This window comes from Pseudoflavonifractor sp. AF19-9AC (genome assembly GCF_003478995.1).
Classification (GTDB): Bacteria; Bacillota; Clostridia; order Oscillospirales; family Oscillospiraceae; genus Lawsonibacter.
This window is the reverse complement of sequence record NZ_QUGI01000002.1, coordinates 214,034-240,108: the sequence shown is the minus strand read 5'-3', so window position 1 is coordinate 240,108 and position 26,075 is coordinate 214,034. Positions and strand designations below refer to the sequence as shown.

At 63.4% G+C, this 26,075-nt stretch carries 17 protein-coding genes and 1 riboswitch; of the genes, 10 read left to right on the top strand and 7 right to left on the bottom strand.

Features of this window, described 5'->3' with window-relative positions; genetic code table 11:
- The first annotated feature begins 22 nt into the window (after positions 1–22).
- Complete coding sequence (gene gdhA, locus DWX58_RS03930) at positions 23–1,375, top strand: NADP-specific glutamate dehydrogenase (RefSeq protein WP_118641696.1); 1,353 nt, start codon at positions 23–25, stop codon at positions 1,373–1,375.
- A 79-nt stretch (positions 1,376–1,454) separates the two neighbouring features.
- Here the strand turns inward: gdhA and DWX58_RS03925 are convergent, their stop codons facing one another.
- From DWX58_RS03925 to DWX58_RS03910, 4 genes are read right to left on the bottom strand one after another with little or no spacing between them, the layout of a single operon-like run.
- Positions 1,455–4,094: an ATP-binding cassette domain-containing protein gene (locus tag DWX58_RS03925; RefSeq protein ID WP_118641695.1), complete on the bottom strand. Its 2,640-nt coding sequence runs from the start codon at positions 4,092–4,094 to the stop codon at positions 1,455–1,457.
- Positions 4,076–4,933, bottom strand: a complete 858-nt coding sequence (locus DWX58_RS03920; RefSeq protein WP_118641694.1) for an energy-coupling factor transporter transmembrane component T — start codon at positions 4,931–4,933, stop codon at positions 4,076–4,078. Before DWX58_RS03920 ends, DWX58_RS03925 begins: the two co-directional genes overlap by 19 nt.
- Before the next feature lie 3 nt (positions 4,934–4,936).
- Positions 4,937–5,764 (bottom strand): DUF4430 domain-containing protein, encoded by an 828-nt coding sequence (locus DWX58_RS03915; RefSeq protein ID WP_118641693.1) that lies wholly within the window; start codon positions 5,762–5,764, stop codon positions 4,937–4,939.
- 23 nt (positions 5,765–5,787) lie between these two features.
- Positions 5,788–6,783 carry a hypothetical protein gene (locus DWX58_RS03910; protein ID WP_118641692.1) on the bottom strand — a complete coding sequence of 332 codons (996 nt, stop codon included), beginning with the start codon at positions 6,781–6,783 and terminating at the stop codon, positions 5,788–5,790.
- Between the two features lie 101 nt (positions 6,784–6,884).
- Positions 6,885–7,105: riboswitch (cobalamin riboswitch) on the bottom strand.
- Between the two features lie 192 nt (positions 7,106–7,297).
- On the opposite strand from DWX58_RS03910, the gene DWX58_RS03905 reads away from it, so the two are divergent.
- The 6 genes from DWX58_RS03905 to DWX58_RS03880 all read left to right on the top strand — a co-directional run bounded on the left by DWX58_RS03905 (position 7,298) and on the right by DWX58_RS03880 (position 15,469).
- The gene (locus tag DWX58_RS03905) at positions 7,298–8,560 is read left to right on the top strand and encodes a CapA family protein (RefSeq protein WP_118641691.1); all 1,263 of its coding nucleotides are present in this window, start codon (positions 7,298–7,300) and stop codon (positions 8,558–8,560) included.
- A 144-nt stretch (positions 8,561–8,704) separates the two neighbouring features.
- Positions 8,705–10,312 carry a peptide chain release factor 3 gene (locus DWX58_RS03900; protein WP_118641690.1) on the top strand — a complete coding sequence of 536 codons (1,608 nt, stop codon included), beginning with the start codon at positions 8,705–8,707 and terminating at the stop codon, positions 10,310–10,312.
- A 12-nt stretch (positions 10,313–10,324) separates the two neighbouring features.
- On the top strand, positions 10,325–11,152 hold the full coding sequence (locus DWX58_RS03895; RefSeq protein ID WP_118641689.1) for an HAD family hydrolase: 828 nt from the start codon (positions 10,325–10,327) through the stop codon (positions 11,150–11,152).
- Positions 11,153–11,714: 562 nt separating this feature from the next.
- Positions 11,715–13,409 carry a leucine-rich repeat domain-containing protein gene (locus DWX58_RS03890; protein WP_158579210.1) on the top strand — a complete coding sequence of 565 codons (1,695 nt, stop codon included), beginning with the start codon at positions 11,715–11,717 and terminating at the stop codon, positions 13,407–13,409.
- A gap of 162 nt (positions 13,410–13,571) precedes the next feature.
- A complete protein-coding gene (locus DWX58_RS03885) occupies positions 13,572–14,969 on the top strand; it encodes an S-layer homology domain-containing protein (RefSeq protein ID WP_118641687.1) in 1,398 nt (465 codons plus the stop codon).
- Between the two features lie 71 nt (positions 14,970–15,040).
- Complete coding sequence (locus tag DWX58_RS03880; RefSeq protein ID WP_199648676.1) at positions 15,041–15,469, top strand: hypothetical protein; 429 nt, start codon at positions 15,041–15,043, stop codon at positions 15,467–15,469.
- On the opposite strand, the gene DWX58_RS03875 is transcribed toward DWX58_RS03880, so the two are convergent.
- The 3 genes from DWX58_RS03875 to DWX58_RS03865 form a co-directional block, all read right to left on the bottom strand.
- Complete coding sequence (locus DWX58_RS03875; protein WP_118641686.1) at positions 15,430–16,419, bottom strand: WYL domain-containing protein; 990 nt, start codon at positions 16,417–16,419, stop codon at positions 15,430–15,432. The genes DWX58_RS03880 and DWX58_RS03875 overlap by 40 nt on opposite strands.
- Before the next feature lie 149 nt (positions 16,420–16,568).
- Entirely contained in the window at positions 16,569–16,901 is a 333-nt protein-coding gene (locus tag DWX58_RS03870; protein ID WP_118641685.1) for an ArsC/Spx/MgsR family protein, read from the bottom strand.
- Complete coding sequence (locus tag DWX58_RS03865; RefSeq protein WP_199648674.1) at positions 16,898–17,116, bottom strand: DUF1653 domain-containing protein; 219 nt, start codon at positions 17,114–17,116, stop codon at positions 16,898–16,900. The genes DWX58_RS03870 and DWX58_RS03865 overlap by 4 nt, the downstream gene beginning before the upstream one ends.
- A gap of 103 nt (positions 17,117–17,219) precedes the next feature.
- Here DWX58_RS03865 and DWX58_RS15840 point away from each other — a divergent pair, with 103 nt between their 5' ends.
- The 3 genes from DWX58_RS15840 to DWX58_RS03850 all read left to right on the top strand — a co-directional run bounded on the left by DWX58_RS15840 (position 17,220) and on the right by DWX58_RS03850 (position 26,038).
- Positions 17,220–19,613: a sugar phosphate nucleotidyltransferase gene (locus DWX58_RS15840; RefSeq protein WP_118641684.1), complete on the top strand. Its 2,394-nt coding sequence runs from the start codon at positions 17,220–17,222 to the stop codon at positions 19,611–19,613.
- A gap of 329 nt (positions 19,614–19,942) precedes the next feature.
- Positions 19,943–21,601 (top strand): ribonuclease J, encoded by a 1,659-nt coding sequence (locus tag DWX58_RS03855; protein ID WP_118641683.1) that lies wholly within the window; start codon positions 19,943–19,945, stop codon positions 21,599–21,601.
- Between the two features lie 1,623 nt (positions 21,602–23,224).
- Positions 23,225–26,038, top strand: coding sequence for an S-layer homology domain-containing protein (locus tag DWX58_RS03850; RefSeq protein WP_158579209.1), 2,814 nt, complete (start codon positions 23,225–23,227; stop codon positions 26,036–26,038).
- Positions 26,039–26,075 lie beyond the last annotated feature (37 nt).

Here is a 26,075-nt window from a genome sequence, read left to right as displayed (position 1 = left end):
TATTGTTTAGGAGGAATGTATCATGAACAAGTACATCGAACGCGTCCTGGCCGACACCAAAGCAAAGAACGCCAACGAGCCCGAGTTCCTGCAGACTGTGGAGGAGGTTCTGACCTCTCTGGAGCCCGTCATCAACGCCCACCCCGAGTATGAGAAGGCTGCTCTGCTGGAGCGCATGGTCGAGCCCGAGCGCGCCATCGAGTTCCGCGTGACCTGGGAGGACGACAACCACGTGTGGCATGTCAACCGCGGCTACCGCGTTCAGTACAACGCGGCCCTCGGCCCCTACAAGGGCGGCATCCGCTTTGACCCCTCCGTCAACCTGTCCATCATCAAGTTCCTGGGCTTTGAGCAGGTGTTCAAGGACGCCATGACCGGCCTGCCCATCGGCGGCGCCAAGGGCGGTTCCGACTTCGATCCTCGCGGCAAGAGCGACGCCGAGGTCATGCGTTTCTGCCAGGCCTTCATCAGCGAGCTGTATCGTCACATCGGCCAGGACATCGACTGCCCCGCCGGCGACCTGGGCTGCGGCGGCCGTGAGATCGGCTATATGTATGGCCAGTACCGCCGTCTGGTGGGCGCTGCCGAGTTCGGCGCTCTGTCCGGCAAGGCCGTGTGCACCGGCGGTTCCATCCTGCGTCCCGAGGCCACTGGCTACGGCGCTGTCTACTACCTGGTCGAGGCTCTGAAGCACGACGGCGAGGACATCAAGGGCAAGCGCATCGCCATTTCCGGCTACGGCAACGTGGGCTGGGGCATCATGAAGAAGGCTGCTGAGCTGGGCGCCAAGGTCACCTACTTTGCCGGCCCCGACGGCTACATCCACGATCCCGACGGCGTGGACACCGAGGAGAAGCTCAACTACATCCTGGAGATGCGCGCCAAGGATCCCATGCACTGCAAGCCCTATGCTGAGAAGTTCGGCTGCGAGTTCGTGGAAGGCCAGAAGTGCTGGGGCGTCAAGGACGTGGACATCTACATGCCCGCCGCTACCCAGAACGACGTCAACCTGGATTGGGCCAAGAAGATTGCCGAGTCCGGCGTGAAGTACTACATCGAGGTCGCCAACATGCCCACCACCAACGAGGCTCTGGAGTTCCTGAAGAGCCAGAAGCACATGGTGGTCGCCCCCTCCAAGGCTGTCAACGCCGGCGGCGTGTCCGTGTCCGAGCTGGAGATGGCTCAGAACGCCGAGCGCCTGTACTGGAGCGCCGAGGAAGTGGACGCCAAGCTGAAGGGCATCATGAAGAACATCTACGAGTCCTCTGTTGAGGTCGCTGAGCGCTATGGCCTGGGCTATGACCTGGTGGCCGGCGCCAACATCGTGGGCTTCCAGAAGGTTGCTGACGCCATGATGGCTCAGGGCATTTTCTAAGCCACCCCTTAAAAAGTCCCTTAGAATGTAACAAAGCGGTGCCGCTCTCTTAGGAGAGCGGCACCGCTTTTTGTTTGCCTTATTCCGGCCCGTTGAGTCCGTATTTTAATTTCACCCGTTCCAGCTTCTCCAGCAGGGCGGGTCCCGCCGCCCACAGGAAGAAGGCGGTGGCCGCCCCGTGGACCAGATCCAGGGGAAAGCCCAGGGCCAGGGAGGTGACCAGCATCTCCCAGGTGGGATTGGGCTGGAACATGAGCAGGGAGGCGGTGTTTAAAAGGCCGCCGTACACCACCACGGTGGACACAAAGCCGAAGAGACACAGGGTCACCCGGTTTCGGCCCACCATCGGGGCCAGCCAGCCCGCCAGCAGGCCGATTAGCCCGGCCCCGGCCATCTGCCAGGGGGTCCAGGCACCCTGGACATAGAAGAAGTTGGACACCAGCATGGCGCCCGCCCCCACCAGGAAGCCCCCCTGTCCGCCCAGGGCAACCCCGGCCACAATGACCACGGCCACCACCGGCTTGAACTGGGGCAGCATGAAGAGGGCGCCCCGCCCGGCCACCGCCAGGGCGATGAGTACCGACAGCACCACCAGCTCCCGGGCGGGGGGCGCACGGCGCTCCGTCTTCAGCAGGAGGGGAATGAGGGCCTCCAGCAGCACCAGCAGGGAGATGAAATAGTACTTCCGGTCCTGCAATAGATACATGCCCGCCAGCAGAGTGAGGGGGCACAGCACCAGGAGGAAGAGGGCGGTGAGCCACCGGCCCTCGCCCTTGACCCGGACAGGCTTTGGACGGGTCAGAGCCCGCCGTCCCAGCCCCAGCAGCCACAGAGCCACAGCGGCCGCTCCCAGCCACAGCAGGGAGGGAAGCCAGGCCCCCGACGCCAGCCCCGCCAGCCAGGGCACACCCCGCCAGGCCAGCACTCCGGCCGCCAGACAGACCACCAGGGCCAGAAGGCCCAGCCGCTGGGGCATAGGGGAGCGCCTTCTGTGGGAGGGAGACGTTTGGGACGGGGCAAGGGGCGCTTGCGCCGGTTCCGTCGGTTCCTGCTTCCCAGGAGCTTGGGAGGTTTGCACCGCGGCCTCCGTTCCCCCGCAGGCGGCAATGAGCTGGGGCGGGGTAATGACTCCGGGGACCAGGTCCCGGGCCATGCGGCAGGCGGCGGTGGAGTAGAAGGAATTTTGGGCAAAGAAGTCCCGGGGATCCCCCCAGGCAGTGATGCCCCCGTCAAAGAGGAGGGCGCAGTGGGTGGCGCAGCGGGCGCAGAATTCAATGTCGTGGCTCACCATAAGGAGGGTGACCCCGGTTTTCCGCAGGGCGGTGAGCAGCTCCGCCAGCTCCTCCCGGAAGGGCTGGTCTATCCCTTTGGTGGGCTCGTCCAGCAGCAGCACCTTTGGCCGGGTGAGGAGCACCTTGGCCAGAGCGGCCCGCTGCTGCTCGCCCCCGGACAGGTCGTAGGGATGGCGGGACAGCAGATGCTCCAGGCGGCACAGGCGCACCAGATCGGCCCGTCCTTCCCGGCTGGGCTCCACCTCCGCCAGGTCCTCCTCCACTGTGCGGCCCACAAAGAGGGCCTTGGGGTCCTGGGGCAGCAGGGCCAGGGCACCCTGAAAGAGCTCAGTCTCGCTCCAGTCCTCCAGAGGTCGGCCCAGCAGCTGCAGCTCCCCCTTCTGGGGCCGGTTTCCCCGGGAGAGCAGGTGGAGCAGGGTGGACTTGCCCGCCCCGTTGCCCCCCATGAGGGCGCACAGGGACCCAACAGGCACCCGGAGGGACAGCCCCCGCAGCACCGGCTCCTCCCGCCGGTAGCCAAACCATACCTCCCGGGCCTCCAGGGCGGGCTCCGTCTCAGGGAAGGGCTCCAACCGGGGCGGCGGGGTCAAGGGGTGGATTTGAAAATAGCCGGAGAGCCAGTTCCGGCCCTCCCCCACGGTGAGAGGACAGTCTCCCTCGCCCTTTGTGGCCGCCCACACCCGCACGGGGGTGGGCATGGCGGAGGCCATTGAATGTTGATTGCTTCGGAGGTAAGCGGCCGTCTCCCGGGGCGGGGCGCACACCAGAAGCCGCCCCCGGTCCAGCACGCCACACCGCCCGGCCAGGGGCAGGGCTTCCTCCAGCCGGTGCTCGCACAGTACCACTGTGGTACCCAGCTCTCGGTTCACCCGCCCCAGACAGTCCAGAAAGCTCTGGGCCCCCATGGGGTCCAGCTGGCTGGTGGGTTCGTCCAGCAGCAGTACCTGGGGCCCCAGGGCCATGACGGCGGCCAGATTGAGAAGCTGCTTCTGCCCCCCGGACAGGGAGGCGGTGTCCCGGTGGAACCAGCCCTCCAGGCCGAAAAAGGCGGCCATCTCGGCCACCCGGGCCCGGATGGCCGTCTGGGAATAGCCTAAACTCTCTAGGCCGAAGGCCAGCTCATGCCACACTTTGTCGGTGACGATCTGCTCCTCTGGACTCTGGAGGACAAAGCCGATGGACTGGGCCTGCTCCCTCCGGTCCAGCGCCTCCAGAGGACGGCCCTCCCACAGGCGGGTGCCCTCCACCCGGCCGTGGGGGGCGAGGGCGGGCTTCAAAAGCCGCAGGAGGGTGCTCTTTCCGCTGCCCGAGGGGCCGCACAGCACCAGAAATTCCCCCCGCTCCACGGTGAGGTTCACCTTGCTTAGGGCGGGGGCGGTCTGGCCGGGGTAGAAGAAGGTCAGGTCATTCAGTTGGAGCTGTGCCATTCCCGTTCCTCCTTCCACTCCAGATACAGGGGCAGGGCGCATAACAGGGTCCAGTCCACCAGAGCGGACAGGGACCACAGACTGAGACCACTCCATTTCACCATGGGGTAGTACTGCCAGGACAGGGCCCCCTGCAGCCCCATGAGCAGCAGGTAGCCCCCGGCGCAGGCCAGGAAAATGAGCAGCTCCCGGTCCCCGGACTCCAGGCGGTAGTTGGTGTAGCTGGTGCGGCCGGGCAGGCCGTAGCCCCGGCCCTCCATGGAGTCGGAGCGCACCAGGGCGTCCTCCATGGACCAGGCCAGCACCACGCCCAGGTTCCGAAGGCCCAGCCGGGCCCGCTCCAGCCGGGTATCCCCCCGGCGGCCCACCCGGCGCTGGGCGGCGGACACTTGGGCAAACCGGGCCCGCAGCCGGGGAATGGCCCCCAGGGTCATGGACAGCAGCAGGGACAAAATGGGGACGGCCCGGCCCAGCAGGCACATCCACTTGTCCGCCGTCATCACCCGGCCCAGGCAGCCCACACAGGCCAGGGCGGCCCACAGCATCAGGGCGGCCCCCAGCCCGAAGAGCACCGACTCCAAGGTGAGGGGGTTGCCGCTCGGGAAGTAGGCAAGCACCGTCACCCCCGCGTGGCTGAACAGGGGGTTGAAGAGGGCGGCCAGCACCAGCAGGGGCAGAAGCCGCCCCGTGCCGGGCCGCTCCCCCAGCCGTCCCCACCACAGCCAGCAGGAGAGCAGGGCAATCCCCAGCAGCAGGGGATGGAAGGTGGTGACGGTGAAGGCCAGTACCAGGGCAAACCACAGGGCCGGCACCGCCGGATGGCAGTTGGAGAAGGTCATAACTTAGCCTCCCGCCACGGTGGCGCCCACGTCCTGACCCAGATCGCAGGTGTAGACCCACTCCACCCGGTCCCCGGGCTTCAGGGTGTACTCCGAGCAGCTGTACCCCGGGGAGATGCCGTTGACAAAGTAGAGCCAGCCCGAGCGCTGGCCGCAGTCAAATTCATAGAGGTTGCCGATGCCCTCCACATAGGCAGAGCCGGTGCCGGGGGTGAAGCTGGCCTCCATGGGAATGCCGTTTTCCCGGGTGATCCGCTGGAGGAGGGAAAAGACGGTCTCCCCCTCCTGGGGCTCCACCTCGGTAGCCGCCAGCATGACGCCGCCGGCGGGGAGAATGTCCTCCTTGCCCGGGGTCAGCCAGTCCAGGTGGTCCAGCACCGTGGTGCAGACGATGGAGATGGAGCAGGTGGTGGCCTGCTCCTCCGGCTGGGTGTTCTGGCTGGAGGAGGGAGTCTCCGGCTGGGGGTCAGTGGGGGGTGTTGTCTCCTCCGGTTTGGAGGATGTGTCGGGAGTGGGCGTGCTCTGGTCCGAGGTGTTCTGGCCCTGGGCGGAGGAGCCGGGCTCCTGGGGGGCAGGCTGGGTGTTCTCCCCAGAGGTGCTGCCCTCCGCCGATGCGCCGTCCGAAGCGGAGTTGTCCCCCTCCGGCTCCGCGGAGGAGGAAGGGCCGGACGAATCGGTGGAAGAATCCTGGGACGAGCCGGCGGAACTCTGAGTGGCATCCTGGGAGAGGCTCCAGCCCTGGAGGCCGGGGGCGTCCCCGCCGTACCAGAAGGCGGCGGCCAGCAGAATGAGCACGGCCGCCGCAGCGATGATGATTTGTTTCTTCTTCAAGGTGGTCTCCTCCTAAGCCCGGGTCAGGCGGCCCGGGGGTCGGGCGCGGCGCAGGCCGGGCGGGCCCGGAACAGGGCGGTGAGTCGGTCTGGGTTGGCCTGCTCCGTCCCGGCGGCGGTCATGTCATAGAGGGGGAAGAGGTTTCGCTCCTGCCGGGCCAGGGCGGTGAGGGCGCACAGGGCCTGCTCGCTGGCCATCAGGTCACTCTTGCCCCCGGGCAGGTGGGCAAAGCTGCCGTCCGGCTGCTGGTAGGAGAGAAGCTCCTCCACCATTCCCTGGGGGGCGGTGCGGTTCAGGGCAGCGTAGGCGATGAGGGCCTGGGCGCAGCTCTCCGAGGTGACAAAGGAGCCGCTTTTCCACAATGCTTCCAGACAGTCAAGACCCCGCGCAATGGCCCGGGCCACCTCCGGGCTGGTGGCTTCGTAGGCGGCCAGGGCCTGAAGAGCCTGGGCGGTGACGTCCGGGTCCCCCTTGCTCCCCGCCAGGGACCAGCCTCCGTCCGTCCCCTGGGCCTGGAGAAGGTTCTGGAGGTAGTGCTCTTTGGCCTCCGAGCCGGGATAGTCTCCGCCGTTCAGGGCCAGCAGGGCAAAGGTGGGGCCGTTGATGCCCTGCCACGCCACCATCTCGGTGTCCAGCAGGGGGGCAGTGAGGTCATAGCCCCCCACGCTCCGGGGGTCCTCCCCCAGGGCGGTGAGGGCCAGCACCACACGGGCATACTCGGAGTACTTCCGCTGGGACAGCACGCCCTGGGTCTCCTCCAGAGTGTGCTCCAGGGCGGCCAGGTAGGCGGTGCGCTGGCTCTGGGTGAGCCGGCCGCACCGGGCCAGACCCAGCACCGCCCACTCCCCTCCGGTGGAGGACACCTGGGGGTTGGGCACGGCGGCGGAGACGTAGTCGGCGGCGCGGTTCAGCGCCTGGTCAATTTGGGCCGTTTGAGCCCCCAGAGCGGGCAGAGCCGTCCCCAGGGTGAGGGCGGCGGTGAGGGCCAGGACGGCAAAGAGACGAGCGGTTTGTTTCATGTGGAAGCGGCCTCCTTTCCGGGTTCCCATGCAAAGAAGGCCGCGGCGGCCTGAGCCGCCGCGGCCGTTTCCCGCGTGAAGAACGACCCCGCCCTTCCACAGGGCGGAGCAAAGGTCCAAGCAGGTCTTCTGACTTGCGGGAGGGGCCGGGCAAGGCCGGCCCAAGGCGCGGAGCCTTCTCAGGTTTCCCCAATGGCCGGCTTTCGCCGCCCGCGCCGTTCCCCCGCTTACAGCGGCGGTACCGTCCGGGTCTTGCACCCGGTTTCCTATTCTTCCCGCCGGGCTCCCCGCCCGGAGGGACACTTGGACGTCGGTTTTGATTGTTTGGTACTAAAAATATTACGGGATATCGCCGCCCTTGTCAACCGCCTTTCCGCCCTGGGGCGCTTTACTTTTTCCTCCGGGGCGGATATAATGGGGGCATCTGAGCCGCTTCGACAGGGTTCGACCAAGAGGGCCCTGTTTGGATACCCCGGGCGGCCAACATTTTGATTGACGGAAATGGAGAAGTCCTGTGAAAAAATTGCTTGCTTTTGCGCTGACGCTGGCGCTGCTGCTCCCCGGCTGCGCCCATGTCCCCCGGGGCGAGGCCTCCCAGGGCGGGGAGCAGTCCTCCGCCTCCCAGTCTCAGACGACCGATCCCCAGCCCGAGCCGGAACCGGAACCGGAGCCGGAGCCCGTGGTGTCCCGGCTGATGGTGGCCGGAGACGTGATGAGCCACATGCCCATCACCAAGGACGCCTACGTGGCGGAGACGGGGGAGTACGATTACAGCCATATGTTCCAGTTTGCCGCCCAGCAGCTGGAGGAGGCGGACTACGCCGTGGCCAATCTGGAAACCACCCTGGCCGGCGGCCCCAACTACTCCGGCTTTCCCGCCTTCAACTCCCCCGACGCCCTGGCCTACGCCGCCAAGGAGGCGGGCTTCGACCTGCTGTCCACCGCCAATAACCACAGCCGAGACAAGGGCATCGACGGCATCAACCGCACCCTGGACGTGCTGGACGAAGTGGGTCTGGCCCATGTGGGTTCTCAGCGCTCCCAGGAGGAGCTGGATAAAAACCACGGCATCCATGTGGCCGACGTGGGGGGCATCTCCGTGGCCTTCCTGTCCTACACCTATGGCCTCAACGGCTATCGACTGGACTCGGACAAGATGTACGCCGTGAACCTCTTCAACCTGGACTACTACACCACCCTGGCCAATCCCGACTACGACCGGCTGAAGGCCGATCTGGAGTACGCCCGGTCCCTGGACACCGACCTCATCGCCGTGATGATCCACTGGGGTGTCGAGTACCAAAACTCCCCCAACAGCCACCAGACCGAGCTGGCCAAGTTCCTGGTGGAGCAGGGGGCCGACCTGGTGCTGGGGGGCCACCCCCACGTGCTCCAGCCCTACGAGACCATCTCGGTCACCGGCTGGGACGGCCAGGCGCGGGAGGGCTTTGTGTGCTACTCCCTGGGCAACTTTATCTCCAACCAGTATGATCCCTCTCCCGCCACCATGACCACCGCCATCCTGGACCTGGAGCTCACCAAGGCCCCCGACGGGACCACCACGGTCACCAAGGTGGGCTATGTGCCCTACTACATGATTCACCGGGACAGCGCCCCTGTGGGGGAGAAACGCTTCCTGCTGAACATCCACCAGGCCATGGAGGAGTATGAGGCGGGCACCAGCACCCTGGTGAACAAGTCCGCCTATGGAAAGCTCCAGGAGGCCCTGGACCACGCCCACAAGATTCTGGGCGCGGAGGGAGACCTGGCCGCATAAATGGGAAACGTTCGGCGGAGGACCGAAGCGCCCGGTCCTCCGCCGTCCTTTTTTGGAAAAAGCGCCCCCTCCTCTTGCGGGAGGGGGCGCTTTTGTGGTAAAATAATTTGCTTAATCAGAATTTTTGTAAGGGAGTGGACCCTTTTGTCACAGTACGAATCGGAAATCAAGCGCCGGAGAACCTTTGCCATCATCTCCCACCCGGACGCAGGTAAGACCACCCTGACGGAAAAGTTCCTGCTCTACGGCGGAGCCATCGCCCAGGCCGGCCAGGTCAAGGGCAAGAAGAATACCCGGGCCGCCACCTCCGACTGGATGGAGATCGAGAAGCAGCGCGGCATTTCGGTGACCTCCTCGGTGATGCAGTTCCAGTACGAAGGTTTCTGCATCAATATTCTGGACACCCCCGGCCACCAGGACTTCTCCGAGGACACCTACCGCACCCTCATGGCCGCCGACTCCGCCGTCATGGTCATCGACGCTGCCAAGGGCGTGGAGGCCCAGACCCGGAAGCTCTTTAAGGTGTGCGCCATGCGGGACATCCCCATTTTCACCTTCATCAACAAGATGGACCGGGAGGCCCGAGACCCCTTTGAGCTTTGTGAGGAGCTGGAGAAGGAACTGGGTATCGACACCTACGCCATGAACTGGCCCATCGGCTGCGGCAAGGAGTTCAAGGGCGTCTACGACCGGCAGAACCGGAAGGTCATCCACTTCACCTCCAACACCAACGCCAAGGCGGCCACCGCCACCGTCATTGAGCCCGACGACCCCGCCCTGGCCGACCTGATTGGGGCATCCAAGCGGGACCAGCTGGTGGACGAGATCGAGCTGCTGGACGGCGCCAGCTGCGACTTTGATCTGGACCGGGTGCGCCACGGCAAGCTGTCCCCCGTGTTCTTCGGCTCCGCCCTCACCAACTTCGGCGTGGAGCCCTTCCTGGAGGAGTTCCTCCGTATGACCACCGCCCCCCTGCCCCGGAAGGCGGGAGACGAGATCATCGACTCCTTTGAGGACGACTTCTCCGCCTTCGTCTTTAAAATCCAGGCCAACATGAACAAGGCCCACCGGGACCGCATCGCCTTCATGCGGGTGGTCTCCGGCAAGTTTGAGGCGGACAAGGAAGTCTACCACGTCCAGGGCGGCAAGAAGATCCGTCTGTCCCGGCCCCAGCAGCTCATGGCCGCGGAGCGTGAGATCATTGAGGAGGCCTACGCTGGAGACATCATCGGCGTCTTTGACCCGGGCATCTTCTCCATTGGCGATACCCTGTGCTCTCCCAGCAAGAAGTTTAAGTTTGACCCCATTCCCACCTTCGCTCCCGAGCACTTCCAGCGCATCCGCTCCATTGACACCATGAAGCGCAAGCAGTTTTTGAAGGGTGTGGAGCAGATCGCCCAGGAGGGCGCCATCCAGATCTTCAAGACCCCCTACACCGGTATGGAGGAGGTCATTGTGGGCGTGGTGGGCACCCTGCAGTTTGACGTGCTGGAGTACCGGCTGCGCAGCGAGTACAACGTGGAGCTCTACAAGGAGGGCCTGCCCTACGAGTACCTGCGGTGGATCGTGAAGGAGGACGAGGACGCCCCCGCCCTCAAGGAGGAGGACCTGCTGCTGCCCAACGACGCCAAGCTGGTGGAGGACTACAAGGGCAATCAGCTGCTGCTGTTTGCCTCCCAGTGGTCCATCCAGTGGGTGCAGGACCGGAACAAGGGCCTGCAGCTGGCCGAGTTCGGCGGGGCCAAGTTTTAAGGATGTGAGGATATGCAGCCAAAGCTCATCTTGACCGACCTGGACGGCACCCTGCTCACCCACGAGAAGACCCTCTCCCCGGGCAACCGGGCGGCCCTGGAGCGGGCGGCCCGGGCTGGGGCGGAGATCGTCATTGCCACCGGGCGCATCTACCGGGGCATTCCGGAGATGGTGCGGGAGCTGCCCTTCCTCCGCTACTTCATTTTGATGAACGGGGCCAAGGCCTACGACCGGAAGGAGGACAGGGTCCTCTACCGCTCGGAGATCCCCCTGGCCACGGCGGAGCGGATTTTCGACGATATGGAGTCCATCGACGCCACGGTGGACTGCTTCCAGAATGACGACGGGTATATGGACGGGCGCTACCTGGACAACCTGGAGCACTACATCCGCGACCCGGAGTCCATCCGCCTGGTGCACATGACCCGCCACCGCTGCGAGGACTTCCGGGCGACCGTCCGGGCAGCGGGCAGCGACATTCAGAAGATGCAGTTCTATTTCCCGGACCTCCAGGAGCGGGCCCGGGTGAAGGCCTGGCTGGAGAAGCGGTACCCGGAGACGGTGCTGTCCATCTCCATGCCGGAGAACCTGGAGCTCAACGATGCCCGGGCCACCAAGGGCCACGCCCTGCTGGCCCTGTGTGAGGCGCTGGGGGTGGATCCCAAGGAGACGGCCGCCTTCGGTGACGGCACCAACGACATCTCCATGCTGAGAGCCGCCGGTGTGGGAGTGGCCATGGCCAACGCCGCCCCCGATACCAAGGCGGCAGCCGATCTCGTTACCGGATATAACCAGGAGGACGGAGTGGCCCAGGTGCTGAACCAGTGGTTCGCCCCCTGAAACAGGTTTATCACGTATGCATTGAAAAAAGGCCCGGAGGGAACCCCCTCCGGGCCTCGGTTCGTTCAAATCTCTCTGAAGTGAGGCGGCTGGTTCAAAAATGGGCGGGGGAGCTCGAGGGGGCAGCGGCCCGCCTCGAATGAAATAAAATTCCCCGCATCCCTTGTAACATAAGGGATGCGGCGAGCAAAGCGAGGACTTTTTTGCCCCGGATGGGGCGAAAAAGTAACGGAATACAGGCCGCGGAAAAGTCCTCCCAAGACATTTCCGCGGCCTGCGCCCGGAGGGGGTTCCCTCCGGGCCTTTTTTGCCATGATATCCGGGAGAAGGGCATAAAAACACAGAACGGGATGCAATTTTCCCTATAAAAAGAGTGGGAAAATGTTGGGGAAATGAGGGAAAAGTTCTGAAAAATAGCAAGATACAACCTTTCACATAATTTTTGAAGATAAAAACGGCAAACTTCCAGCGATTCCCCCGTTGGCACAGTGGGGAGGGGACCGGTATAATGGGCCGACATACGCCTGCGGACCATGAGATCATTTTACCTTTGGGAGAACCTATGAAACTGTATGTAAGACGTATTTCTGCGGCGGCTGCCGCACTGATGCTGGCGGGCCAGCTGACCCTGCCCTCCGCTGCCCTGGTGCAGGGGCGGACAGAGCCGCTTGCCGGCGATCTGACCATTTCCGAGACCTTTTCGGACGGAAAGCTCATTGCCTGGCTGAAGGATGCCCACAACCTGAATGGGGCCGGTGCCGATGGGATCCTGACCCTGGCCGAGCGCCAGGCGGTGACCTCCCTGGACCTGTCCGGCCAGGGCCTGACCAGCCTGGAGGGCCTGGCCGCCTTCCCCAATCTGGAGACGCTGGACTGCTCTCAGAACAAGCTGAGTGAGCTGGATCTCTCCGGAAACCCAAACCTGACCCGGCTGTACTGCTCCTACAACCAGCTAACCGAGCTGGATATGAGCCAAAATCCCAAGCTGCGTTCCCTCTACTGTGGCTACAATCAGCTGACCCGGCTGGACGTCTCGGGCCATGGAGACCTGGTGGCCCTCAACTGCGAGATGAACAAGCTGACGGAGCTGGACCTCTCCGGCTGTACCAGCCTGCTTTCCCTCTACTGCTGGAACAACCTCCTTGAGACGCTGGATTTGACGGACAACACCGCCCTGGAGTTTATTGAGACCTTCTCCAACCGGCTGACCTCCATCCATGTAACCCACCTGTCCGAGCTGCGCTTTCTCCACATCGATCACAATAAGCTGACCACCCTGGACATGAGCGGCAACCTGAAGCTGGAGGGGGGCGGCTTTGTGGCCCGGAACAACATGGTGGAGACCATCAAGCTGCCCAACACCCCCCAGCTGACCGTCTATCTGGATGACTACGAGGAGCAGGACCCCATTGAGGGCCACGACCGGGCGGAGTGGTTCCTGGATAAGGAGTACCAGATTCCCGCCCCCAAGGAATTGAAGGCCGAGGGCCAGACCCTGTACAGCCGCCGCGTTCCCAATCAGTATACCGTTTACTTCTCTCCCAACGGCGGCACGGGCTCCATGGCCCCCCTTTCCGCCAAGTGGGGAGAGACCTTCAAGCTGACGGAAAACCAGTTCCAGCGCCGGGGCTACACCTTTGAGAAGTGGAGCCAGCTGAGCGGGGAGGACGATAAGCCGCTCATCGACGGAGCGCAGGTGAAGAATCTGGCCGGAGCCAAGACCGACGGCGACCGGGTGACCCTCTATGCCCGCTGGACGCCCAATTCCTACACCATTCAGCTGGACGGGAATGGGGCCACCGATGGCACGATGGACACCATTTCCGCCACCTACGGCACCGCCGTCAAACTCACCGCCAACGTCTACGAAAAGACCGGCATGGAGTTTGCCGGCTGGGCTCTGGAGCCCGACGGCCCGGTGCGCTATCCCAACGAGGCTCAAGTGCTCAATCTCAGCGACGGCACCGGCACAGTCACTCTGTATGCCGTGTGGCGTCAGCCTCTCAGTGAGATACAAAAGCCCTATTTGACCCAGCTGGAGGAGGCGTTCCAGGAGCTGGCTTCGGCCACGGAGGGTACCCTGCCCTACACCAGCGAGGACTGGGATTCCCTCTCTGCCGCCTATACCCAGGCAGTGAACAACATCAAGGGCGCCCAGGAGAAGCCCGCCATGCAGACCGCCCTGGACAAGGGCATTGCGGACATGGAGGCCGTGCCCACCGCCCGGGAGCGGATTGACCACGTGGTGGACCGCTAGGAGAGTGCCCACAGCGAAGCCCTGGCCTATCTTTCCGGCGGTAAGCTGACCCAGGCGAATGCCGCCCAGGCCCACAGCCTGGCCCAGCAGGCCCTGGAGGGTGCCGGGCAGGGCAACCTGGCCCAGTACTGCCCCCTGGAGGGAGAAGAGGACCAGAACCTGGTGCTGGGAGCGGCGTCCGCCCAGATCCAGCCCCAGGTAGAGAAGCTCATGACTCTGGGCCAGGCGGCCCAGTGGCTGGAGGACCTGGAGGAGGGCCTCAGCCAGCGGCCCATGAGCCAGGTCCGCGCCGAGGACCTGGACGCCTATCAGAGCGCCCTGGCCTCCTATGATGGACTGGACAGAACATTGACCTATTACATGTCCGCCAGTGTGCGCTCCGACCTGTCCAGCCGCCACGAGCTGGCGGGGCACAAGCGCAGCGCCGCCCAGACCCTCCAGCAGGAGTATGAGACCCTGAACCTGCAGGACTACTCCGCCAAGGGTCAGGCCGCCCTGGCCAGCGCCCTGGAGAAGGGCCAGGCGGATATCCGCACCGCCGCCTCTTTTGAGGCGGTCCAGCAGGCCCGACGGGACGCCTGGAACGCCATGCTCCAGGTGCCCACCGCAGACAAGGAGCCCGTGGATCCCCCCGCCGGAGGCGGAGGCGGTACCGGCGGCGGTGGTGCTGGCGGTGGTGGCAGTACCGGCGGCGGAGGTGCTGGCGGTGGAGAGGTTCCCCCTGTGGAGCCGGGTGAAGATGTGATCACCAATGTCACCGACGAAAAGACCGGGGCCAGCGCGGTGGTGACCACCACCCCCGCGGGGGCGGTGAGCGCCGTAGTCACTTTGCCCCAGGGCGTGAAGCAGGCCTCCCTGACCATCCCCTGCACCCCCAAGCCTGGCACCGTGGCCGTGCTGGTGAAGGAGGACGGCACCCGCCGGGTGCTGCCCAAGTCCATTCTCACCAAAGATGGGCTCACCGTCCGTCTGGACAGCTCCGCCCGCATTGAGCTGGTGGACAACACCCAGACCTACAGCGACGTGAAGGCCGGCGACTGGTTTGCCTCTCAGGTGGGCTTTGTCACCAGCCGCACCCTGTTCTCCGGCGTGGACAGCGGCCGCTTTGCTCCCCACCTGCCCATGACCCGGGCCATGGTGGTCACAGTGCTCCACAAGCTGGAGGGCAACCCTGCCGCCGGCCAGAGCCATACCTTCCAGGATGTGCCCTCGGACGCCTGGTATGCCCAGGCCGCCAGCTGGGCGGTGGAGCAGGGCATCACCGGCGGCGTGGGCGGCAATTCCTTTGCCCCCGACGCCCCCATTGCCCGGGAGGACATGGCCCTGATGCTCTACCGCTGTGCCCAGCAGATGGGCGTGGCCGCCAAGGGCGGCTCCCTGTCCGGCTTCGGGGACGGAGATACGGTCTCCCCCTGGGCCAGAGAGGCCATGGAGTGGGCCTGCGCCAACGGCATTCTGTCCGGGGACGACCGGGGCAATTTGAACCCCCGGGCCAACAGTACCCGGGCTGAGGTGGCCACCATGCTCACCCGCTTTGTGGAGCTGGCCACCCTGGCTTGAGGCTCTAAATACCTGAATTGACGCACAAAACGCACCCCTCGGGATAAACTGAACCGAGGGGGTGCGTTTTTATGGAAGATTCGGAGCGGGAAGAGCTTCAGAAGCAGCTGGAGGACGTGGATGGGGCCCTGGTCTTCCTGGCCCTCATGGTCTTTTCCCTGTTTCTCTCCTGGAAGGCCACCGCCCTCCAGCGGGAGGCCCTGTGCCGATATTTGGCCGGGGAGGAGGGAAAATTTCCCGACGTATTTCCCCTGCGCCTGCCCGCCAGCGCCATTGTGGTGGGGGCACTCCTTTACTTCTTCGGCCTCAGCCTGGAGACCTGGCAGAGTACCCGGGGCACCGGGGGACGGGCGGAGTGCTCCGCCAACCTGAATTTCGGGGCCGCCTTCCTGGTGCTGGCGGCGGCGCTGCTGCGGCTTTACGATCTGGTGTGCGTCCAGGAGCGGGGGACGGGGACCAATCAGGTGGAGAGCTCCGCCGCGGCGGCGGACAGCTTCTGACGGTAGGCCTCCACCGCCTGACGGGGACCGGTGAGCACCAGCCCGCCGTCCAGGCCGAAGAGCCAGCCGAAAAACTGGGGGCTCATCACCACCGGCAGGGTGACGGTGAAGTGCTCCTCCCCGTCCGGGACCAGAATGACCTCCTGGCCGAACCGGTCCCACACCACCCCTGCCATGGAGTTTTTCCCCCGGAGGGTGACCGTCACCTCCCGGCCGGAGTACATGCCGAAGTGCTTCTGGCCGTACTGGGCGATTTGAAAGTCGGGGTAGCGCTCCCGGCCCTGGCGGTCCAGATTGGTGACCACAATCTCACACATCTTGTCCGCCCGGTAGTGGCGCATCTCCTGATTCAGGTGGTCGAAGGCCACCAGGTAGTAGTTCTCGTTGTTCCAGATGAGGCCGTAGGGGGAGACGGTGTACCGCCGTCCCTCCCGGTGGAAGACCTTCTGGCGGCGAATGTCGTAGTCAAAGTATTTGAAAGTGATGGCCTTCTGTCCGGCAATGGCGGTGTGGAGCTTGTCCACATTATAATAGATGCTCTCGTTCATCACCTTGATGCGGCCGCTGACGTACACCTGCCGCTGGAGCTGCCGGGCCTGGTGGACGCTGGAGAGCCGCTCCAGCTTGCGGATGAGGGCGTCGCTCTTCTTCTGGGTGAGAAAGCGGGAGGACTGCACCGCATCCATGAGGAGCTTTACCTCGGGCAGCTCAAATTCCCGCTCCCCGATGAACCAACCCGGGGACTTCCCCTTCCGGCACTGCACGTCCAGCCCGAAGGAGCGCAGGGCCTCCAGGTCGTCGTAGATGCTTTTGCGCTCGGCCTTGATGTCATAGCGGCCCAGCTCCTCAATCATCCGGGCCACGGTGATGGGGTGGTCTTCGTCGGTCTCGTGGAGCAGCAGCTGGGCCAGATGGAGCAGCTTGGTCTTCTGAAAGGCACTTTTTGCCATGTTCTCTCCTCCTCAACAACAAAAGGATGCCGGGATAAGAAAAGCCTACCGGAAAGTGTGTCCCATAAACCGGACTTTTCTAAAGCATACCATCCGGTCGGCAAAAAAACAAGGCGGAGCCGCTTTTTTCGGCGGCTCCGCCTGCTTTCTTATGACCAGGTCTCCCACACCTGGGGGCAGTAGCCCACGGTGGCCTGCTTCCCGTTGCGCACGATGGGGGTGCGGAGGAGGGTGGGGTCCTCAAAGAGCTTGTCCAGCTTGGCCTCGTTGGAGGCCAGGTAGCTCAGCAGCACCGCGTCCGGGTGGCCCGGGTCCACCATGGCCTCCAGCCCCACGGCGTTCTTCACGCTGGCCAGCTCGCCCAGGCTCATGCCGTACTTGCGCACGTCCACGCTCTGGAACTTCACCCGCCGCTCCTTAAACCAACGCTCCGCCTTCTTGGTGTCGAAGCACTTGCTCTTGCCGAAAATCTGAATGTTCATGTCTGGTCCTCCACAAAGGTGAACCGGGGTCCGGCGTAGCCGTCCCGCTCCACCCACTCATTCCACATGGCGGCGGGGCGTACCCACAGCCCCCGCTCCCCATAGAGCGCCCGGTACACCACCATGGGCTCCTGGGTCTCCGAGTGGGAGGCCACCCCCAGCACCTCGTATTCGCCGCCTTTAAAATGGCGGTACCGGCCGGGCCGGATGTCCATATGCGCCGCCTCCTGTCCTGATTTCTGGGGAAAAGTATAGCATACTTGCGCCCGGAGAACAAGCGGGGATGAAAGGCGGGCGGGGCGGGAATACTAGGGGGCAATGAGGAAAGGACGGTGGGATGTGATGAAGGCGGTGATTCTGGCGGGGGGCGCGGGGGTGCGCCTGCGCCCCATGTCTCTGGGCACGCCCAAGCCCATGCTGCCCCTGCTGGGGCGGCCGGTGATGGAGCACACCATTGCCCTGCTCCGGCACCACGGGTTTACCCAGCTGTATGTGGCCCTGGGCAGTCGGGACCAGGAAATCCGGGCCTTTTTCGGGGACGGGACACGGCTGGGGGTGGAACTTCATTACGTGGAAGAGGAGGACCCCCTGGGCACCGCGGGAAGCGTGCGGCACTGCCTGCCCCATCTGGGGGAGGAGGACTTCCTGGTGATGGGCGGAGGGTGTGTGTGCGATCTGGACCTCACGCGGGCGGTGGAGGTCCACCGTCAGATGGCCCCGGCGGCCACCCTGGTGCTCAGCCGCCGCACCGACCCGCCGGAGTACGGCCTGGTGGTGGCCGACGGGGCGGGGCAGGTACAGGGCTTTGTGGACAAGCCAGACTGGAGCCAGGTGGGCACCAGCCTGGTCAGCACCGGCATCTGCATTCTCTCCCCAAGGACCCTGGAGGCGCTGCCTCAGGGCGAGTGCCCCGATCTGAACCGAGACCTGTTTCCGGAGCTGCTGCGCCGGGGGGAGAAGCTCCACAGCGTCCCTCTGGAGGGCTGCTGGCGGGATCTGCGGGACTGCGGCGCCTATCTGGAGTGTGTGTGCGATGCCCTGAGCGGGAAATTGAAGGTAGAGCCCGGCCTTCCGCAGCGCTCCCCCGGCATCTGGAGCGCCAAGCCCATTCCCCGCTCCGTGAAGGTGGTGCCCCCCTGCTTCATTGGGGAGGACGTGGAGCTGGGAGAGGGGTGCCTCTTGGGCCCCCACACCGTGCTGGAGCGGGGCGTCCGGGTGGGGGAGCGGGCCATGGTCCAGCGGTCGGTGCTGCTGCCCCGGGCGGCTGCGGGGCCTCGGTCCACTCTGTACGGAGCCATTTTGTGCCGGGACGCGGCGGTGCGCCGGGGCGCGGTGCTCAACGAGGGCGCGGTGCTGGGCGAAAATGCCCTGGCGGAGGAGGAGTCGGTGCTGCTGGAGCGGGTGTGCCTGTGGCCGGGGCAGAGCGCCTCCGCCGGCTGCCGGCTTACCAAGTCCGTGACCAGCGGCAGCCAGAAGGGCGCCCTGCGCTTTGGGGAGGAGGGCGTCATCCAGGGGGTGCTGGGGGAGGACCTGGGCCCCGAAAGTCTGGTGGCCCTGGGCAGTGCCCTGGGGGCGGCGGGACGAGTGGGACTGGGGTGCAGTGACCGGCCCGGGGCCCGCATGCTGGCCCGGGCGGCGGTGGCGGGAGTGGCCGCCGCCGGAGGACGTCCCCTGACTCACGGTCTGGAGTGCCCGGTCCAGGGCGCCTGGCTGGCCCGGGAGCGGGAGCTGCCCGTCTCCCTTTTTGTGGAGGAGACGGACGGCGGCCAGGTTTACCTTCACCTCTTTGACGCCTTGGGCCTGCCCCTGGAGCGGGAGCGGCAGCGGCAGCTGGAGCACACCCTGGCCCGGGGCGACTTTTTTCGGGCCCGGGGCGACCGGGTGGGCCGGCTGGAGCGGCTGGAGATCACGCCCCAGGAGGTGGGAGAGGCGGTGGCCGCCAAGGCCGCCCTGGGCCGCGCCCCTCTGCGGCGGGTGCGGGCGGCGGTAGGGACGGACACGGCGGAAAACCGGGCGGTGCGGGAGGCGCTGCTGGCCCTGGGCTGCCATGTGGAGGACCGGTGGCAGCCCGGTATCCCCGCCTTTTATGCCGGCCACGGGGGCTTCCGCCTCACCGCACGGGATGAGCGGGGCGCTCTGCTGGATTCCGGGCAGCTGCTCACCCTGGCGGTGCTCATTGAGATGGAAAACGGCCTGGGCCGGGCGGCGGTGCCCCAGCAGGCCACCGCCGCAGTGGAGCTGGTGGCCGCCGGGTACAGCGGCACCATCCTACGCCTGGGCCGTGACGGGGAGGAGGCCCGCCGCCTCCACGGGGAGCAGCCCTGGATGTGGTCGGCCCCCAGCGCGGCGGCCCGGATCTGCGCCCGCATGGGGACGGCCGGGCAGAGCCTGGAGATCCTCATCTCCAAGACGCCCCGGTTCTCCACCTGGAAGCGGGAGGTGCCTCTGTCGGCAAACCGGGGGACGGTGATGGAGGCTCTGGCTCGGGAGCGGGGCTGCACGCCCCAGGGGGACGGCCTGCGGCTGCGGTCGGGGGAGGGCTGGGTGTACCTGGCCCCTCTGGCCCGGCGGTCGGCCCTGCGTGTGGTGGCGGAGGGCCCAGATCTGGAGCTGGCCGCGGAGCTGTGCGACTTCTACGCCCACCAGGCGGCCCAGCTGGACCGGCAAATCGCCCGGCGGGATGCCCAAGGGGCGGAAAAAAGCGACAAATAGATTCTCTACAAACGTATAGTGTACTTTTATGAAAAATGTGCTATACTGTACCTGCTATATTCTGGATTTATACGCGGCAGCCGGCGGCTTTCGCCCACCGCGTCTAAATAAATTCCGCGCCTCCCAACCGTAATTGCACACAGACGGAGCGGACCGCGGATACAACCGAAGGACAGAAGCCCAGACGAAGGGAATGTGCGCTTTAACCGGCGAGGCAGGGCCGGCCCGGCGCCTTCTTTCCGTCTTACCGCTGTGCCAGGAGCATAGCCGGTTCATTGCGGCCATTCTGTCCCATACATCACCCATTTTCAAGGAATAAAGGAGTATTTATGGCAGAAAAACTGAAAATTATTTCTCTGGGCGGCCTCAATGAGATCGGCAAGAATATGACCGTCTATGAGTACGGCGGGGACATCATTGTGGTGGACTGCGGCATGGGCTTCCCTGATGACGACATGTACGGCATCGACGTGGTCATTCCCGACGTGAGCTACCTCATCAAGAATCAGAACAAGATCCGGGGTATCTTCATCACCCACGGCCACGAAGACCACATCGGCGCTCTGCCCTACGTGCTGCGCTCCGTCACCGCCCCCATCTATGCCACCCGCATGAGCGCAGGGCTCATCAAGCTGAAGCTGGAGGAGCACCGTCTCCTGGACCGCACCAAGCTCATCACCTGTGAGCCGGGCAGCGTGGTCAAGGCGGGCAAGTTCAGCGTGGAGTTCATCCACGTGAACCACTCCATTGCCGACGCCTGCGGCTTTGCCATCAAGTGCCCGGTGGGCACCTGCGTTCACACCGGTGACTTTAAGATCGACACCACTCCCATCCAGGGGGGCATGATCGACCTGGCCCGCCTGGGCGAGCTGGGCAAGGAGGGCGTGCTGGCCCTGCTGGCCGACTCCACCAACGTGGAGCGCCCGGGCTACACCCGCTCCGAGCGCAGCGTGGGTGCCTCCTTCGATGCCCTGTTCCGGGGCTGCGAAGAGCGCATCATTGTCACCACTTTTGCCTCCAACGTGGACCGCATCCAGCAGATCATCGACGTGGCCGCCCGGTACGGCCGGAAGGTGGCCGTTTCGGGCCGGTCCATGGAGAATATTATGAAGGTGTCCACCGAGCTGGGCTATATGAATGTCCCTGACGGGGTGCTCATGGACCTGAACCACATCAAGTCCCTGCCCAAGAACAAGGTGTGCATCATCACCACCGGCAGCCAGGGCGAGACCATGTCCGCCCTCACCCGCATGGCCTTCAACACCCACCGCCAGGTGGAGATCATGCCCGGCGACCGGGTCATCATCTCCGCCAGCGCCATTCCCGGCAACGAGAATGCTATCGGCAACGTGGTCAATGAGCTCTACCGCAAGGGAGCCGAGGTGCTCAACGAGCGGGAGCGTGCCCTCCACGTCTCCGGCCACGCCTGCCAGGAGGAGCTGAAGATCGTCCACGCCCTGGTGAAGCCCAAGTATTTCATCCCCGTTCACGGCGAGCAGCGCATGCTGCAGATCCACTCCAAGCTGGCCCAGCAGATGGGTATGGATCCCCGGAATATTCTCATCGCGGATATCGGCCAGGTGATGGAGCTGACCCAGAAGTCGGCCAAGATCACCGGCACCGTCACTGCCGGCCAGGTCTTTGTGGATGGCTACGGCGTGGGCGACGTGGGCAGCGTGGTGCTGCGGGACCGGCGTCACCTGGCTCAGGACGGCATGATCGTGGTGGTGCTGTCCATGTCGGGCGAGGACGGCGCGCTGGTGTCCGGGCCGGACATCATCACCCGGGGCTTTGTCTACGTCAAGGAGTCCGAGGGCCTGATGGAGGAGCTGCGCCAGGTGGCTCTGGAGGCCATCGAGAGCGTAGACACCCGGTATGCCAAGGACTGGTCGGCCATCAAGGGTGTCATCAAGGGCGACCTGTCCAATTACCTTTATAAAAAGACCAAGCGCTCTCCCATGATCTTGCCTGTTATTATGGAGGTCTGATGCGCTTGGTCTGGGGCCCCGGCGAGAGCTGGGGCGCGCCCGCAGGCGCGGCGGCCCGGGGAATTTACTTTCCCGGGCCAAGACATGAAATCACAAGCGCTCTCCCATGATCTTGCCTGTTATTATGGAGGTCTGAAAAGCGCCCAATAGCGTACAACAACAAAGCCGCCTTCCTTATATGATGTAAGGAGGGCGGCTTCCCCGCTTTCTTGAAAGAAAGCTTGGCAAAGAACTTTCTGCGAAGCTACGCTTCGCCTCTGCGCCCGTAAGAAAAGAAACCGGTAGGAGTGACCGTTTTCGTCGCTCCTACCGGTTCTTGTTTTAGGGTGTTGATTTGGCGGGGGATGATTTCGTCCTCCGGGGCGACCTACTTTGCCCGTGTCGGCAAAGTAGGCAAAACGCCACCGGGGGACGGCGTCTGGAAAAACACTCCGTGTTTTTATGCCGCCTCCACCCCGGACCCCCTGATATGTTTACGGGGGAGCCATCAAGAACGCAGAAAATATCTTACCGGCGCGGGAAAAGCCCAGGATTGGTGTCTAAGCGCCAACCGCTGCCGCTAAGAGGCGGTTGGATTACCTCCTGCTCCTACAAGATACAACGCGCCTAACGTTTTGCCCTCGCGGGAGGGCTCAGGCGGGCCGCCCCGTCACCGGGGCGTGCGCGGGATTGGCGGAACGGTGCGGTGAGACGTACCCGCGTTCCGGGGCGGCGTCCGCCAGCGCGTTTCGTCGCCTGTCCCGCCGATTTTCCGCTGAACCTTCCAGGGCAGCACCAACCCCCGGGGGGTACATCCAATAGGGGGGACGCAGTGGGGACCCAATGGAAGCCCAGCGAAGCGGGTTCTATTGGGAGAGAACGAGCGACGAAATGAGTGAGCCTTGTCCTTTAGGACGAGGCGAAGGATATGAAGTCCGCGAGGACGAGATTGGTCGTTTCAAGGAGTGGGGATTTCAAAGGGGAGAGGGAAATCGAAATCCCTCTCCCCTTTGACGGATCTTTGGTGACTTTCTGTCTGCACAGAAAGTCACTCGCCCCGGGGGACGAAATACTCTTTTTTTCATTTAAGTATAGGAGCACGAATCGGCGGACTAATGGGGTCATTGATCCCTGCATAAAGAGTGACAACCAAAAACAAAGTTTGGACACAGACTGTCCCTATGATCTTCCCCACCCTCCTGACCGGGTGGTGGAAAACCCATCCCTCTCCCGCCGCTGCGCCGGGCGGCGGGGCAATTTCCATCAAAGTTGCACACAGAGATGCCACAGGCGGTGGAAAAAATAATTTTAATGAAGACACATGCAAAAGTGTCGCTTCAGGGGGCCGGAAATGTGTCCGAAACCCCGTCCGCCGCTGGGAGATACCCGGATAAAACCGGTAAAAAAGTGATGAAATTCCTCCAAAATGGCCTATTCACCCCAATATTACGGTTTTGTTACACTTCGGTCCAAGCCGTTGACTTTGGGGGTTGGGTCTGGTATTATACTTGCAGAGGCAAGGGGAGTTATACCGGCCTAAATGACCGAAAAAGTTCCCCGAAACCTGAAAAAATGGGCCGTGAGGCCCGAAACAGACCCGAAAAGTTAAAAACCGGAGGGTCAAATTTAGAAGGAGGAATTCCAATGAGAAACCTGAAGCGGGCTCTCAGCCTGGCTCTGGCTTCCGTCATGCTCCTGGGCATGATGGTGGTCGGCACCGGCGCCGCGAGCTATGCCGATGTGGACTCCGCTGACAACGTGGAGGCCATTGAGGTCATCAAGGCCATTGGCGTCATGACTGGTGACACCAACGGCAACTTCAACCCCGACCAGAAGGTCACCCGCGGCGAAATGGCCGTGGTCATGACCAACATGCTGGGTCTGGATGTCAACGATTATGCTGGCACCAACCTGACCTTCACTGACGTGCCCGACTGGGGCAAGGGCTTTGTGGCCGCCTGCCTGGCCAACGGCATCGCCGCCGGCTACAACGACAAGCAGTTCGGCTTCAATGACTCCGTCACCACCGCTCAGGCTGCTCTGATGATGATGAAGGCTCTGGGTTACTTCCAGTACACCAGCGACTTCGGTTCTGACTGGCAGCTGGCCACCGTGAAGCAGGGCTCCAAGATCGACCTGTTCAAGGGCATTGAGAGCGGCGCTACCGTCGCCATGACCCGCAACGATGTGGCTCAGATCGCTCTGAACACTCTGAAGGCCAATACTGTTGAGGCCGTTAAGAGCGGCTCCACCATCATCACCGGCGATGTCACCATCATCGGCGAGGTCAAGTATGAGTACGTGCTGAGCACTGCTTCTTATGCTGATGATTTCGGCGATGCCGTGGTCACCGGTACCACTTCTTACGCCGTTCAGCTGGGCGAGAAGCTGTACAAGGGCGACCTGAAGCTGACCGCTTCTCAGCAGGACGACTTCAAGCGTCCCGGCAAGCAGTGGACTTATAAGGGTGAGAACGTTGCTTTCTCCGCCAACGAGGCTACCAACGTTGCCGTGGTTAACAAGTCCGGCAAGACTGTGGCTCAGTATGTCACCGACGTGCTGAAGAAGACCTACACCTACGCCAATAGCGGCACTGTCGTTTCCGTGAACGGCGCGGCCGCTGTTGCCAACACCTATGCTCTGAAGGTTGGCTCTACCATCGAGTTCTACATGAACGCCACTACTGCCAACCAGGTTGATCGCGTCGTGGTCATCGAGCCCACCGTTTACACCCTGACCGCTGATGCTGCCACCAAGGTTGTGGACAACGAGACTCGCGTGATTGTTCCCGGTGTCACCGGCATGGGCGGCTATGTTGCTGCCAACACCACCAAGACCGTGGTGGGCTATGAAGGCCTGAAGAAGGGTGACGTGGTCCTGGCTTACAAGGGCACTGAGACCGACGGCGACGGCAAGGTTACCACCTACATCACCAAGGCCGCTTCTGTCACCGGTACTGTTACCGGCATGCAGGACGGTACTAAGCTGGTTGTGAATGGCACCGCCTATGCCAACTCTGGTCTGGCTAACGCCAACAACAGCTGGAGCGCTGACTACACCAACGAGTACACCTTCTATCTGGACGGTGCCAACAACATCATCAAGGCTGAGAAGAACACCAACAAGGCCACCGACAACTACGCTTTCGTTCTGGAGTCCGCTTGGGTCAACGGCACCGAGCTGGGCCAGACCAATTATGGTCAGGTTCGCCTGCTGATGCCCGACGGCACCAACAAGATCGTGACTGTTTCCAAGGTTGACGGCAAGGATGCTGTTGAGGGCACCGGTGGTGCTGACAACAAAGTCTCCGCTGACCACGACACCACCACCACCGCCATTGACAACGCCTTCGTCACCTACAAGGTCGATTCCAAGGGCAAGTACGAGCTGACCGAGAAGACCACTGGTAGCCTGACCGCTGCTGCTCTGGTTGGTAACAAGGCCAACTTTAACGGCTCTTACATCGGCAACAACAATACCATCTTCCTGGTGAACACCAAGACCGCCTCCGATCCCGAGATCAAGGTCTATACCGGCATCGCCAATATGCCCTCCATCACCGCTGTCGCTGCCACCGATAAGGTTTTCGTGGATAACGGCATTGCCAAGTTCGTGTATATTAAGGTCGCCTCCAGCAGCATCCAGGGCTCTGACGGCCAGTATGTCTACATCCCCGGCACCGGCGACAACTACAACACCATGAGCTACACCTACGTTCCCGAGTCCGAGTCCGGCAAGGGCGATGACTATTATCAGTTCAACGCCATTGTCAACGGCAAGGTGGAGCAGGTGAAGCTGGATGCCATCAATAACATTGCCAACACCGACAGCACTCCCGCTGCCGATGCCGATCTGGCTGTGAACACCCTGTACAAGGTCATGTCCACCGACAGCAATGGTATCATCACTCTGGTGTCCAAGTACAGCACCGACGTGCCCTCCACCGTTGGCGTTGAGGTGACCGGCGGCGTGCTGAAGACCACTGGCGCTTCCTACATTGTCAACAACAACACTGAGGTGTACTACATTGATCACACCGGCGCTGTCACCGAACTGAACGCAGCCGACGTGAGCAAGGATTCCACTGACAAGGTCTACGTGACCAAGACCAGCGACAGTAACAAGGTTGCCGACCAGGTCATCATTGTGGAGGATATCAAGGCCACCACTCAGATTACTGGCTTCACCTATGTGATTGATGGCGTGGAGACTAAGGTTACCCAGACTATCAATGCCTCTGGCTCTCATGTTATCAAGAACCTGGCCGGTAAGGGCGGCAAGACCGTTACCATCACCGACATTACTTGTGCCGACGAGGGTATCTGGGCTGTCAGCGGTTCCGCAACCGTTAAGGCCAGTGGTGCTTCTGATGCCAGCAGCAGCATTACCGTTACTGTGACCGCTGAGAATGGTACCACTACCGCTACCATGACCATCGGCTTCCAGGTTGATGCCTAAAGCAATCTGAGGCTTAACGTCATAAGCCAAACACCCC

What these genes read in the sequence shown, in the direction of transcription:
- DWX58_RS03890 (WP_158579210.1), top strand. Translation starts at nt 11,715, where the DNA reads ATGAAACTGTATGTAAGACGTATTTCTGCGGCGGCTGCCGCACTGATG.
- DWX58_RS03895 (WP_118641689.1), top strand. Translation starts at nt 10,325, where the DNA reads ATGCAGCCAAAGCTCATCTTGACCGACCTGGACGGCACCCTGCTCACC.
- DWX58_RS03910 (WP_118641692.1), bottom strand. Translation starts at nt 6,783, where the DNA reads ATGAAACAAACCGCTCGTCTCTTTGCCGTCCTGGCCCTCACCGCCGCC.
- DWX58_RS03855 (WP_118641683.1), top strand. Translation starts at nt 19,943, where the DNA reads ATGGCAGAAAAACTGAAAATTATTTCTCTGGGCGGCCTCAATGAGATC.
- DWX58_RS03865 (WP_199648674.1), bottom strand. Translation starts at nt 17,116, where the DNA reads ATGGACATCCGGCCCGGCCGGTACCGCCATTTTAAAGGCGGCGAATAC.
- DWX58_RS03880 (WP_199648676.1), top strand. Translation starts at nt 15,041, where the DNA reads ATGGAAGATTCGGAGCGGGAAGAGCTTCAGAAGCAGCTGGAGGACGTG.
- DWX58_RS03870 (WP_118641685.1), bottom strand. Translation starts at nt 16,901, where the DNA reads ATGAACATTCAGATTTTCGGCAAGAGCAAGTGCTTCGACACCAAGAAG.
- DWX58_RS03850 (WP_158579209.1), top strand. Translation starts at nt 23,225, where the DNA reads ATGAGAAACCTGAAGCGGGCTCTCAGCCTGGCTCTGGCTTCCGTCATG.
- DWX58_RS03920 (WP_118641694.1), bottom strand. Translation starts at nt 4,933, where the DNA reads ATGACCTTCTCCAACTGCCATCCGGCGGTGCCGGCCCTGTGGTTTGCC.
- DWX58_RS03875 (WP_118641686.1), bottom strand. Translation starts at nt 16,419, where the DNA reads ATGGCAAAAAGTGCCTTTCAGAAGACCAAGCTGCTCCATCTGGCCCAG.
- gdhA (WP_118641696.1), top strand. Translation starts at nt 23, where the DNA reads ATGAACAAGTACATCGAACGCGTCCTGGCCGACACCAAAGCAAAGAAC.
- DWX58_RS03925 (WP_118641695.1), bottom strand. Translation starts at nt 4,094, where the DNA reads ATGGCACAGCTCCAACTGAATGACCTGACCTTCTTCTACCCCGGCCAG.
- DWX58_RS15840 (WP_118641684.1), top strand. Translation starts at nt 17,220, where the DNA reads ATGAGGAAAGGACGGTGGGATGTGATGAAGGCGGTGATTCTGGCGGGG.